11 protein-coding genes are annotated in these 11,649 nt (G+C 70.0%); 5 read left to right on the forward strand and 6 right to left on the reverse strand.

Translation table 11 applies throughout. From position 1 onward, the window contains the following. The first annotated feature begins 83 nt into the window (after positions 1–83). Complete coding sequence (locus ACGFIE_RS31705) at positions 84–791, forward strand: vancomycin high temperature exclusion protein (RefSeq protein ID WP_393301894.1); 708 nt, start codon at positions 84–86, stop codon at positions 789–791. Positions 792–818: 27 nt separating this feature from the next. On the opposite strand, the gene ACGFIE_RS31710 is transcribed toward ACGFIE_RS31705, so the two are convergent. The 4 genes from ACGFIE_RS31710 to ACGFIE_RS31725 all read right to left on the reverse strand — a co-directional run bounded on the left by ACGFIE_RS31710 (position 819) and on the right by ACGFIE_RS31725 (position 5,072). Further along, positions 819–1,799, reverse strand: a complete 981-nt coding sequence (locus ACGFIE_RS31710) for a LacI family DNA-binding transcriptional regulator (RefSeq protein ID WP_393301897.1) — start codon at positions 1,797–1,799, stop codon at positions 819–821. A 90-nt stretch (positions 1,800–1,889) separates the two neighbouring features. After that, positions 1,890–2,729 (reverse strand): carbohydrate ABC transporter permease, encoded by an 840-nt coding sequence (locus ACGFIE_RS31715; protein ID WP_393301746.1) that lies wholly within the window; start codon positions 2,727–2,729, stop codon positions 1,890–1,892. Next, entirely contained in the window at positions 2,726–3,724 is a 999-nt protein-coding gene (locus ACGFIE_RS31720) for a carbohydrate ABC transporter permease (protein WP_393301749.1), read from the reverse strand. The genes ACGFIE_RS31715 and ACGFIE_RS31720 overlap by 4 nt, the downstream gene beginning before the upstream one ends. A 52-nt stretch (positions 3,725–3,776) precedes the next feature. Then, positions 3,777–5,072, reverse strand: a complete 1,296-nt coding sequence (locus ACGFIE_RS31725; protein WP_393301752.1) for an extracellular solute-binding protein — start codon at positions 5,070–5,072, stop codon at positions 3,777–3,779. A gap of 251 nt (positions 5,073–5,323) precedes the next feature. On the opposite strand from ACGFIE_RS31725, the gene ACGFIE_RS31730 reads away from it, so the two are divergent. Beyond that, positions 5,324–6,949, forward strand: a complete 1,626-nt coding sequence (locus ACGFIE_RS31730; protein ID WP_393301755.1) for a glycoside hydrolase family 43 protein — start codon at positions 5,324–5,326, stop codon at positions 6,947–6,949. 42 nt (positions 6,950–6,991) lie between these two features. Here the strand turns inward: ACGFIE_RS31730 and ACGFIE_RS31735 are convergent, their stop codons facing one another. Both ACGFIE_RS31735 and ACGFIE_RS31740 read right to left on the reverse strand, forming a co-directional pair. Next, positions 6,992–7,600 (reverse strand): hypothetical protein, encoded by a 609-nt coding sequence (locus ACGFIE_RS31735; protein ID WP_393301758.1) that lies wholly within the window; start codon positions 7,598–7,600, stop codon positions 6,992–6,994. 115 nt (positions 7,601–7,715) lie between these two features. Further along, a complete protein-coding gene (locus ACGFIE_RS31740) occupies positions 7,716–8,594 on the reverse strand; it encodes a dihydrodipicolinate synthase family protein (protein ID WP_393301761.1) in 879 nt (292 codons plus the stop codon). Positions 8,595–8,664: 70 nt separating this feature from the next. Between ACGFIE_RS31740 and ACGFIE_RS31745 the strand changes: the two genes are divergently transcribed. From ACGFIE_RS31745 to ACGFIE_RS31755, 3 genes are all read left to right on the forward strand, one after another. Further along, positions 8,665–9,561 (forward strand): LysR family transcriptional regulator, encoded by an 897-nt coding sequence (locus ACGFIE_RS31745; protein WP_393301764.1) that lies wholly within the window; start codon positions 8,665–8,667, stop codon positions 9,559–9,561. Positions 9,562–9,602: 41 nt separating this feature from the next. Further along, positions 9,603–10,112, forward strand: coding sequence for a barstar family protein (locus tag ACGFIE_RS31750; protein ID WP_393301767.1), 510 nt, complete (start codon positions 9,603–9,605; stop codon positions 10,110–10,112). Positions 10,113–10,231: 119 nt separating this feature from the next. Next, positions 10,232–11,443 (forward strand): chitosanase, encoded by a 1,212-nt coding sequence (locus ACGFIE_RS31755; protein WP_393301770.1) that lies wholly within the window; start codon positions 10,232–10,234, stop codon positions 11,441–11,443. The last annotated feature ends 206 nt before the right edge of the window (positions 11,444–11,649 follow it).

An 11,649-nucleotide genomic window follows, 5' to 3' on the forward strand; every position in this document is an offset into this window, starting at 1 on the left:
TCGAGATGAGGGTCGACGAGCCCCGGGCCGGTCGTCACACCGCGCGGTCGACATACCCTCACGGGATGCGGGGACGATTCGGGATGCGGGGACGATTCGGCGCTGTCCGGCGGTGGCACGGTGAGCATCGGCGGTTCGTCCGTCGTACGTCATTGGCTTTGGTGGCGGGTGCGGTGCTGCTGGCTGGCGGTACGGTCGCCAGCGTGGCGTGGGTTCGCAACGCCGCGGAGGGCCACCTCTACGGCGAGGCCGATGTGCCGACCGCGCCGGTCGCCCTGGTGCTGGGCACCCAGGTGGACCCCGACGGCACGCCGTCACCCTTTCTCGCGGCCCGCCTGGAGGTCGCGCGACGGTTGTTCGAGCGGGGCAAGGTGGCCGCGATCCTCGTGTCCGGCGACAACATGAACGCCGACTACAACGAGCCTGCGGCGATGCTGCGGTGGCTGGTCGACAGGGGTGTGCCGGCGCGGAAGGTGGTACTGGATTACGCGGGCTTCGACACGTACGACTCCTGCGCGCGGGCGGAGCGGATATTCGGGGTGACGCGCGCGACGGTCGTGACCCAGTCGTTTCATCTTCCCCGCGCTGTGGCGCTGTGCCGGAGGCTCGGCATCGACGCCAACGGCGTCGGAGACGAGACGGCGAAGCGGTACGCCCAGACGTGGCGGATCAGTGCCGCCCGCGAGAACGGCGCCTGTCTGAAGGCGGCGCTGGACGTGCTGTCCGGCCGGGACCCGGTCCACCTCGGCCGTCGGGAGACGAGTGTCGACGACGCCCTGCGCGACGCCTGACGTCAGCGCCGAACCCGATCGCGCCTCTCAGCGGGGCGGGCCGGCGCTGTCGCGGACGACGAGTTCGGTGGCGAGTTCGATGCGCGGGCTCTCGCTCTTCTCACCCCCGGCGAGCCGCAGCACGGTCCGGGCGGCCAGCATGCCCATCTCGGCCAGTGGCTGGCGGACCGTGGTCAGCGGCGGGGAGCACCAGCGGACCTCCGGCAGGTCGTCGAAGCCGACCACGCTGATGTCGTCGGGCACCCGCAGGCCGCGTTTGCGGACGGCCTCGTAGACGCCGAGCGCCATCTGGTCGCTGGAGGCGAAAATGGCGGTGGGCGGGTCGGGCAGGGACAACAGTTGCGTACCCGAGGTGAAGCCGGCCTCGTGGTAGAAGTTGCCCGGTCGGATGAGCGCGTCGTCGACGGCGATACCGGCCGCGCCGAGCGCCGCGCGGTAGCCGTCGATCCGGGCCCGGCTGCACATCAGGTGTGGTGGCCCGGCGATGAAGCCGATGCGGCGGTGACCGAGGCCGAGCAGGTACTGGTTGGCGCTCAGGCTGCCCGCCCAGTTGGTGGCGCCGATGGTGGGCGATTCCTGCGGGTCGACACCGGCGGGGTCGATGATGACCACCGGCAGGTGCAGCCGGCGCAGCTCCGCCTGCAGAGGTGGGTTCACCATCGAGGTCACGAAGATGACGCCCACTGTGGATCGGGTCCGCATGTTGTCCAGCCACTGCTTCGCCGAGGAGATGCGCCAGTGGATGGCGGAGACGACAGTGCCGACGCCACTGGCACGGGCGACGTCCTCCACCCCACGGATGATCTCCACGGCCCAGGGGCTGTCGAGGTCGTTGAAGACCAGGTCGATCAGTGCGGCCTCGGTCCGCCGGGCCTGGGTGCGGCGGCGGTAACCGTGGTGGTTGAGCAGCGCCTCGACGCGCTCCCGGGTATCGGGAGCGACGTCGGAGCGGCCGTTGATGACCCGGGAGACCGTGGGCACTGACACACCGGCCAGTCGCGCGATCATTGCGATGGTGACGTTTCGGCCGTTGTCGGAGCCCACGGTCCGCTCCTTTGTCCGACGGGACTCTTCAGGTGGGTTGGCGATCCGGTGTCGTCACCCCTTGACGCTGCCGGTCAGGCCCCCGATGAGTTGGCGTTCGGCCACGGCGTAGAAGCCCAGGGCGGGAATCATGGACAGGACGACGTAGGCGAGCACCCGGGCGGTGTCGTCGGCGTACTGGCCCTGGAATGCCTGGACCCCGACGGGGAGGGTCCACCAACTCTGGTCGCTGAAGACGACAAGCGGGAGCATGAAGTTGTTCCAGCTCGTCACGACGGCCAGCACCGAGACGGTGGCCAGGGCGGGACGGGCCATCGGCAGCAGGACCCGCCAGAAGAACCCGAAGGAGCCGCAGCCGTCGAGGACGGCGGCCTCCTCCACCTCGGCGGGGATGGTCCGGAAGAACTGGCGCAGGATGATGATGGTGATCGGCAGCCCGAACGCCGCCTGGGGCAGGATGACACCGAGTGGGTTGTCGAGCAGGCCCATGGTGCGAAGCAGGACGAACAGCGGCAGGATGGCCACCGCGAACGGGAACATCAGACCGATCGCGAACAGGGTGACCAGGAACTCGCGGCCCCGGAACGCGTAGCGGGCGAAGACGAACGCCGCCATCGCCGCCGCGCCGACCACGATGAGGGTGCTGCTGACGGCGATGAGCAGGCTGTTGCCGAGCTGTCGCCAGAACACCCCGGAGGCGAAGAGGTCGGTGTAGTTACTCGGCACCCACGGATCGGGTAGGCCCAGCGGGTTCGTCGACAGTTGACCGTTGTCCTTGAAGCCGCCGATCACGCCGAACCAGACCGGCACGACGATGAGCGCGCCCACGCCGATGCAGATGAGGTGCAGCACGATGCTGCGGGTCCGCTGGGCGCGACTGGTCGTGGCGGTCATCGCTGGCCTCCCTGGTTGGTGATCGCGCCCGCGGTGTCCCGACGCAGGACGATGCGCTGGTAGAACAGGGCGAAGACGAGGCTCAGCAGGAACATGACGATGCTGATCGCGCTGGCGTAGCCGACCTCGAAGCGGCGGAAGCCGTACTGGTACATCGTGACGGCCATCGTCTCCGAGGTGTGGATCGGGCCGCCGCGCGTCAACACCCAGACCATGTCGAACAGTTGGATGGTGCCGATGACCGACAGGAAGATGCTGATGCGGATCGTCGGGCCGAGCAGGGGCAGGGTGACGTACCGGAACGCCTGCCAGGCGCTGGCGCCGTCGGTGACCGCGGCCTCGGACAGCTCCTTCGGGATGCCCTGACGGGCCGCCAGGAAGAGCATCATGTAGAGGCCGAAGTACTTCCAGGACACCACCAGGAAGACGGCGAACAGCACGGTGTCCGGGTCCGCGAAGACGGCGCCCGCGTCGGCGCCCAACCACCGGGAGACCGAATCGCCGAGGCCCCGGTTGGGCGAGAACACCAGGGTGAACAGGACCGCCGTGGTCACCTCGGAGAGCACGTACGGAGCGAAGAAGATCAGCCGGTACGCGGCCCGGCCGCGCAGCGGCTGGTTGAGGAGCATGGCCAGGGCCAGCGCGGCGGGCAACTGCACGGCGAGCGACAGCAGCACCAGCACGAGGCCGCGCCACAGGTCGCCGCGGAACGTCGGATCGCCGAAGGCGCGGGTGTAGTTGTCCAGCCCGACGAAGTTCTCCGGAAGCCCGAAGCCGTTCCACTTGTAGAGGCTGGCGTAGCCGGCCACCAGGATGGGCGCGACCACCAGCAGCAGGAACAGCGCCAGGGCGGGCGCCAGGAAGACGGCGAGGACGCCACCCCGCCCCGGCCGGGGCTGGCGGCCACGCTGACGCGTGGTGCCCGGCCCCGGTGCCGGCGGATCGGTCGCCGTGTCGCCGCGCCTCGTGTCCGACACGGTCGATGGCCTGGTCATGCCTGCTCCACTCGGGTTCTATCGCCGGCTAGGGATGGATACGGGGACACCGTCAGACGGTCTTTGCCACCTGCGTGATGTCCTTGAGAATCGCCGCGGGCGCCTTCTTGCCGGCGATGATCTCGGCGACACTGTCGTTGATCTGCTGGCCGAGCGCGGGCGCGTAGGCCTGGTCGAGGTAGAGCTGGAAGCCCGTGTTCTTGGCCAGGGTCTCCGCGACGACCTTGTTGTTGGGGTCGCTGATGGCGTCGGTGGCGTCCTTCACCGTGGGCAGCACCGCGCCGGTCTTCGCGGACCGGCGCTGGTTGTCGGCGCTGAGCAGGAACTTCAGGAAGTCGATGGTGGCGGCCGGCGCGTCCTTGCCGACGGCGAAGCCGTTGCCACCGCCGAAGACCTCGGTGGAGGTGCCCTTGCCGCCGTCCACGGCCGGGAACGGGAAGAAGCCCAGCTTGTCGCCGATGCCCTTCTTGCTGGTGGAGCTGGACCCCTGCACCGCAGGCGCCCACTGACCCATCAGCTCCATGGCCGCCTTGCCGTTGCCCATGGTGGCGGCCTGCCCGTCGGGTGAGCCGTACTCGGCGCCGAGGAAGCCCTTCTGGAAGGGCTGCAGGTCGACGAGTTCCTTGAGCCGCTCGCCCGCCGCGGCGAGGTCGGGGGTGTCGAAGTTCTTGTCGTTGACGGCCTTCTGCAGAGCGCCGACGCCGCCGATCCGCATGGCCAGGTAGGACCAGTAGAAGTGGGCCGGCCACTTGTCCTTGCCGGCGATGGCGACCGGGGTGATGCCGGCGGCCTTGAGCTTGCGGACCGCGTCGAGCAGAGCCGCCCAGGTGGCGGGCGGCTCGGTGATGCCGGCGCGGGTGAAGAGATCCTTGTTGTACCAGAACCCGACCATGCCGATGTCGAACGGGATGCCGTAGATCTTGCCGTCGATCGTGTACGGCTGCATGGCGGCGGGAAGGATGCCGGCGACCAGGTCCTTCACGTCGTCGGTGAGGTCCTTGACCAGGCCCGCGTCGACCTGCTGCTTGAGCACGCCGCCGCCCCACGACTGGAAGAGGTCCGGTGGGTCGCCCGCCTGCGTTGCGGTGGTCAGCTTGGCCTTGAACGCCTCGTTCTCCAGCGGCTGGATGGTGAACGTGACGTTGCTGTGCGCGGTCTTGTACTCGTTGGCCATCGCGGCCCACACCGGCAGCATCGGCTCGGTGTTCTGGATGTGCCACCAGTTGATGGTCTGCGGGGCGTTCGGGTCGCTGGACTTCTCGTCGCCGCTGCAGGCGCTGAGCAGGTAGGCGCCGGCGCCGGCGCCGGCGAGGCCGAGCAGCGATCGGCGGGAAAGGTGCGCTGTCATGATCCATCCCTTCGGGGACTCACGGGGTGCTCGGACGCCGGCCGAGCCGGCAAGGGTTCGAACCTGGATCTCCGGAACTTTCATTGCTTCGTCGGTATTACCGATCGATGGCCGGGACGCTACGAGCAGTTCCCCCAGCGGTCAAGACCCCTGTCCTATCGCGATAAGACCGGCTACCGTACGAGGGGCTTCCAGTGATCTGGTCCCGCAAGTTTCCGGAAGTTTCATAGCCGCACAGAGGAGCCGCCCCCGTGTCGACCGACACCGCTGACGTGGCGACCGCTGCCTGGTCGATCCGCAACCCCGTCCTCGCCGGGTTCCACCCGGATCCGTCGATCCTGCGCGTCGGCGACGACTTCTACCTGGCCACCTCGACGTTCGAGTGGTATCCGGGGGTCCGCGTGCACCACTCGCGCGACCTCGTCCACTGGCGCCCCCTGGGCGGCATCATCACCGACCGCCGCCTGCTCGACCTGCGCGGCTGCGGCGACTCCAACGGTGTGTGGGCGCCCGACCTGACGTACCACGATGGGGAGTTCCACCTCGTCTACAGCGACGTGGCGAGCTTCGCCAGCGGCTACTGGGATCCGCAGAACTTCCTGATCACCGCACCGGACATCGCCGGCCCCTGGTCGGATCCGGTGAAACTGCACGGGCGCGGCTTCGACGCCGCCCTGTTCCACGACGACGACGGCACCAGCTGGCTGCTGAGCATGAGCGCCGACTGGCGACCCGGCCGGGACCGCTTCGGTGGCATCGAGATCCAGCAGTACGACCGCGCGGCGCGTCGTCTCGTCGGCCGACCGCGCATCCTGTTCACCGGCACGCCGGTAGGCGTCACCGAGGGTCCGCACCTGTACCGCCACGACGGCTGGTACTGGCTGATCACCGCCGAGGGCGGCACGAGCTGGGAGCACCAGGTCACCGTGGCCCGCTCGCGGGAGCTCTTCGGCCCGTACGAGGTGGACCCGGACGGGCCGCTGCTCAGCTCCGTGGGTCGGCCGGACCTGCGGTTGCAGAAGGCCGGTCACGGCAGCCTGGTCCAGACCCCCGACGACGGGTGGTACCTGGCCCACCTGGTCGGCCGCCCCTACTCGCCGCTGGGCAACTGCGTGCTGGGCCGGGAGACGGCGATCCAGCGGGTCGAGTGGCCGTCGGGCGGTTGGCCCCGGATTCCCGGTGGGGTGCCCGCCGAGGAGGTCGCCGCTCCCGACCTGGCCCCGCATCCGTGGCCGGACGAGCCCGCCACCGACGACTTCGACGCCGCTGAGCTTGGCTCCTGCTGGTCGACGCTGCGCCGGCCGGCCACCGCGGACTGGGTCGACCTGCGGTCGCGCCCCTCGCACCTGCGGGTCCACGGTGGGCAGTCGCCGGTGGGCCGACAGGCGCCGAGCCTTGTCGCGCGACGTGTCGGGGCGACGCACTGCTCGCTGGAGACCGTTGTCGAGTTCGACCCGGTCGACCACCGTCAACTCGCCGGGATCACCGCGTACTACAACACCCTCAACTGGCATCACCTCTACCTGACCCGCGCCGACGACGGGCGTACGGTGCTGGAGCTGCTCAGCTCCGACAACGGGCGGCGCACCCCGTACCCGGATCTGACCGTCGACGCCAGCGGTGTGGAACGGGTCGGTCTGCGGGCGGTGTTCGACGGGCCCGTGGTGCGTTTCGACTACGACCTCGGCGCGGGCTGGCAGCGGCTGCCCGTCGACCTGGACGCGACCATCCTGTCCGACGAGCACGCGGCCCTGATCATCGACGGGGAGCCGGCGGCGTGGGGCTTCACCGGGGCGTTCGTCGGCCTGTGGGTGCAGGATCTCGGCGGCGACGGGGTGTACGCCGACTTCGACCGGGCCACCTACGGGGAGCACTGACCACGCGGACGGCACAGATGCCGCCCGCGTGGGGGGTGCCTGCTAGCTGACCTGGGCGGCGACAGCGCGCAGCTGACCGAGGGTGGTCCGGAAGCCGTGACCTGAGGCAGCCGGATCCTCGGCGAGCAGGCCGCTGACGGCCATGGCCTGCGAGCGGGTCGACGCGACGGCGTCGTCGCCGGACCCGGTCACGTCGAACACACCGAAGTCGCCGCTGAGCGTCCGGAACGTCGGGGTCCCGGGGTCCTGGGACAGGTAGAGCACCACGACCTGACCCGCTTCGAGCTTCGACATGTGGGCCATGTCCGCGACACCGGCGTCGAGGCTGGCGAGCGTGATGCGCGCCCCGGGACGTACGCCGGATTCGCCCTTGGCCCGCAGCACCTCGTCGACCCGGAAGCCGGCCGACTCGACCGCGCCGCGGACGACCAGGTCCGCTGTCTCGCTGAGCTGCCGCACCGTGCCGTACCCGCGCAGCTTGCCCCGCGCCGGCGGAGGCGGCGCGGCGTCCGTCGGCGCGGCCGCGCTGGTGGCGGGCGCGGCGGCCGGCGCGGCGGTGTCGCCGCTGCCGCAGGCGGACAGCGCCGCCGCGGCGAGCACGGCGGCGGCCGCGGCCCAGAAAGGCCGGGTACGGCGGTGGTCGACTGCCATGGAACGCTCCTCGCGTCTCGGTGCCGCGGCACTGCTGCCGCCATGATCCGTTGCCGGACGACGATAGCCAACCGCGCTCGGGCCACGTCGACGGCGAGATGAACAATGGGCCCACTCACGTCGGTAAGCTCGTCAGCTCGTTCAGGTGCCCAAGCGCCCGCCGTGCGGCATCCGGGCTGGCGGCCAGCAGCGGCAGCCGTACCGCGGCGGTCGGGATGCGACCCTGCGCGTGCAGGACCGCTTTGATCACCGCCGGGTTGGGCTCGGCGAACAACGCCGCAGACAGGCCCGCGAGCCGATGGCCGAGTGGTCGTCCACGCGTGAGGTCGCCCGCGTGCCAGTGCTCGACCAATTGGACGAAGTCCGTCGTGGCGACGTGGGCCGAGGCCACGATGGCGCCGTGCGCGCCGAGGGCGAGCAACGGGGAGATGAGCGGATCCTCGCCGCCGAGCACGGCGAAGCCGGGCCGGAGGTCGGCGAGGAAGTCGACGGTCCCGGTGTCGATCCCCCCGGCGGCGTACTTGATGCCGATGACGCCGGGCAGGTCGGCGAGCCGCCGAAGCTCGTCCGCGCTGAGCTGCTGTCCGGTGCGGTACGGGACGTGGTAGACGACAAGTGGCACCGGGCTGGCCTTGGCGAGGTGGGCGAAGTAGGCGAGCACACCCGCGCCGCCCGGCCGGAGGAACGGCGGCACCAGGCTGAGAGCGGCCGTCACCTCGGGACGTTCGCCAAGGGCGTGCAGGGCCTCGACGCTGTTGGCACCGACGAGCAGATGCGCCCGGCGCGTACGGCACACCGCGACGAGGGCGTCGAGCACCTCGCGTCGCTCCTCGCCGCTGAGGGATGTCGGCTCCCCCGTCGTGCCGAGAGCGACCAGACCAGCCGCTCCGGCATCCAACACATCGTGCGCGAGGACCGTCAGCGCGTCGAGGGCGACGGCCCCGGACGCGTCGAACGGCGTGATCAGCGGGACGTACAGGCCGGTCAAGGTCATGTCTTCACCCTCGTACGACAACAGATGAAGGTCCAGTTCCGATTGCTCCACCAATACGTAAGCTGAACTGATGCTTGACGTCCGCCGGCTACGGCTGCTCAGCGACCTGCATCGGCTCGGCACGATAGCGGCGGTCGCCGAAGCCCGTACGTACACACCGTCGGCGGTCTCGCAGCAGTTGGCCGCGCTGGAACGGGAAGCCGGGGTGCCGCTGCTGGAACGCACCGGCCGCCGGGTGGCATTCACCGCGGCCGGGCAGGTCCTGGTCCGGCACACCGAAACCGTCCTGGCCGCGCTGGAAGAAGCGGACGCCGCGATCGCCGCCGTCCGGACCGGACCCGCCGGACCGGTCCGCATCGGCGCTTTCCCCAGCGCCATGCGTACCCTGTTGCCGCCGGTGCTGGTCGCGCTCGGCCGTGAGCACCCGGCGCTGGAGCTGACGGTCACCGAACTGGACCCGGTCGCCGTTCCGGCCGCGCTGCTCGAACGTAGCCTCGACGTCGGCCTGCTCAACGACTACGACATCGCGCCCGCCGAGGCCGACCCGGCGCTGGACTCCGTACCGCTGCTGGAAGAGACGGTCTACCTGGCCGAACCGGTGGCCACCGCGACCGGCGCCCTGGACGATGTCTCGGACGTGCCGTGGATATCGGCCACGTCCGGCACGCTGTGTCACGAGGTCACCCTGCGGGTCTGTCGGGCCGCCGGATTCACCCCGCAGGCCCGCCACCACGCCGATGACTTCGCCACCGTCCTGGCCCTGGTCGCCGCCGGGCAGGGCGTTTCCCTCGTACCCGAGCTCGCCGCCGCCTCGCCGCCCGCCGAGGTCCGGTTGACCGCCCTGCCGACCCGGCGGCGCACCCGGATCGCGTTCCGTCGCGGCGCCGCCGCCCATCCGGCCGTCGCCGCGGTGATCGCCGCTCTGCACGCCGCCACCCGCGAAGGACGCGCATCGACATGGACGTGAGTGGTCCCAGCCTGATCATGTGTCAACCACCATGGGTTTTCGTGACCCGCGAGGACGATCCTTGGATAGTCGCCGAGGTGGCCGAGCTGCGAAAGCAGGGTGGTCGGGTAGCGAAGCTGCACGCCCACGAGCTGCGGCAGCCGGCGTCACTGTTCGCGGCCTTCGCCCGTGAGCTGTCGTTTCCTGGCTACTTCGGCCACAACTGGGATGCGCTCGTGGACTGCCTGCACGACTGGCACGGCCATGACGCTGCCGACCAGACCCTCGTCGTCCTGATAGAGGAGGCCGACGAACTGATCGACGCCGAGTTCCTGGGTCTCTTCGTGTCGGCGCTCTGCCAGGCGGCATGGCACGCGAACCGTCAACTCGACGCCGACGGCATTCCTCATGAAGATCGACCGCCGTTCGCCCTGCACTTCGTCTTCCTACTCGCGCGGGCGGAGCCCGCCGCTTGGGCGGAGCCAGTTGCCGCCGGTCCAGACGTACGCGTGGCTCTCACTGTTGGCCGGCTGAGCGCGACGCTCATCGGCGAGACCGCGATTGACAGTTGATCGACGCACTGCTATTTGTTAATAGAGTTTCCTAATTTCCACGGTTGCCCGCCGGGGCCGATCGTCGCGCCGGGCCACCGACCGGCCGGCGGCACGCCGCCCCTTCCCCGAGGAACACCATGGTGCGCAAGAGAACAGCCGCCTACGTCGTGGGCACCCTGCTTATCGGTGTCGCGGCGATCGGCTACGGCCTGCCGTCGGCCAGCGCCGCGACCGCCGGCCCGATCACCGGCCTCGGTGGCAAGTGCGTCGACGTCGCCGGCGCCAATCCGGCCAACGGCACGGCGGTGCAGCTCTACGACTGCAACGGCAGCGCGGCCCAGACGTGGACGGTCGGCAACTCCGACGCCTCGATCCGCGCGCTCGGCAAGTGCCTCGACGTCACCGCCGCGTCGACAGCCAACGGCGCCAAGGTCCAGCTGTACGACTGCAACAACACCGGCGCCCAGAAGTGGACGGCCAGCAGTGGCGCCCTGGTCAACACCGCCTCGGGCAAGTGCCTGGACGTGACCGACCGGAGCACCGCCAACGGCGCGCGGTTGCAGATCTGGACCTGCGGCGGCACCACCAACCAGCGATGGACCCTGCCCGGCGGCGGCACCACCCCCACGCCGACCGCCACCGTGCCGGCGGGCACCAACCTCGACGACGCGGCGAAGAAGGACGTCGCCATGCAGCTCGTCTCGGCGGCGGAGAACTCCTCGCTGGACTGGCGCGCGCAGTTCTCCTACATCGAGGACATCGGCGACGGCCGTGGCTACACCGCCGGCATCATCGGCTTCTGCTCCGGCACCGGGGACATGCTCGAACTGGTCGAGGCGTACACCAGCAGCAAGCCGGGCAACGTGCTGGCCGGATACCTGCCGGCGCTGCGCAACGTCAACGGCACCGCGTCGCACGCTGGCCTCGACCCCAACTTCCCCCGCGACTGGCGGACAGCGGCCAACGACTCGGTGTTCCGGGCGGCCCAGGAGGCCGAGCGGGACCGGGTGTACTTCAACCCGTCGGTCCGCGACGGCAAGAACGACGGGGTCCGGGCCCTCGGCCAGTTCGCCTACTACGACGCGGCGGTCATGCACGGGTACGAGGGCATGCGCCAGATCCGCAGCCGCGCCCTCGCCCGCGCGAAGCCCCCGGCCCAGGGTGGCGACGAGCGCACCTGGCTCAACGCGTTCCTCGACGAGCGGGTCATCGAGATGAAGAAGGAAGAGGCTCACTCGGACACGTCCCGCGTCGACACCGCCCAGCGGGTATTCCTCAACAACGGCAACTTCAACCTGAACACGCCGCTGACGTTCGCCGTCTACGGCCAGCAGTTCCGCATCGGCTAGGGACCGCACGCACCGAAGCTCAGGGCGTCGCCTCGCGGCGCCCTGAGCCGTGCCGTCAAGCGACCTTGCCGTGACGCCGACACTCGGCACCGCCTCCAACGCTTCGCAACGATAGATCACCTCCAGTGTCCACAGCCGGAGTCCGCCCGAGGCCTCACCGCGCTGGAGGATCATTGATCACCGTGAACGTGTCTTGTCGTACACCT

It is taken from the genome of Micromonospora sp. NPDC049275, from assembly GCF_043197115.1.
Classification (GTDB): domain Bacteria; phylum Actinomycetota; class Actinomycetes; order Mycobacteriales; family Micromonosporaceae; genus Micromonospora.

Bases quoted from the DNA above. Each gene is read 5' to 3' on its own strand.
- ACGFIE_RS31705 (WP_393301894.1), top strand. From the start codon at position 84: ATGCGGGGACGATTCGGCGCTGTCCGGCGGTGGCACGGTGAGCATCGG.
- ACGFIE_RS31710 (WP_393301897.1), bottom strand. From the start codon at position 1,799: ATGATCGCGCGACTGGCCGGTGTGTCAGTGCCCACGGTCTCCCGGGTC.
- ACGFIE_RS31715 (WP_393301746.1), bottom strand. From the start codon at position 2,729: ATGACCGCCACGACCAGTCGCGCCCAGCGGACCCGCAGCATCGTGCTG.
- ACGFIE_RS31720 (WP_393301749.1), bottom strand. From the start codon at position 3,724: ATGACCAGGCCATCGACCGTGTCGGACACGAGGCGCGGCGACACGGCG.
- ACGFIE_RS31725 (WP_393301752.1), bottom strand. From the start codon at position 5,072: ATGACAGCGCACCTTTCCCGCCGATCGCTGCTCGGCCTCGCCGGCGCC.
- ACGFIE_RS31735 (WP_393301758.1), bottom strand. From the start codon at position 7,600: ATGGCAGTCGACCACCGCCGTACCCGGCCTTTCTGGGCCGCGGCCGCC.
- ACGFIE_RS31740 (WP_393301761.1), bottom strand. From the start codon at position 8,594: ATGACCTTGACCGGCCTGTACGTCCCGCTGATCACGCCGTTCGACGCG.
- ACGFIE_RS31745 (WP_393301764.1), top strand. From the start codon at position 8,665: ATGCTTGACGTCCGCCGGCTACGGCTGCTCAGCGACCTGCATCGGCTC.
- ACGFIE_RS31755 (WP_393301770.1), top strand. From the start codon at position 10,232: ATGGTGCGCAAGAGAACAGCCGCCTACGTCGTGGGCACCCTGCTTATC.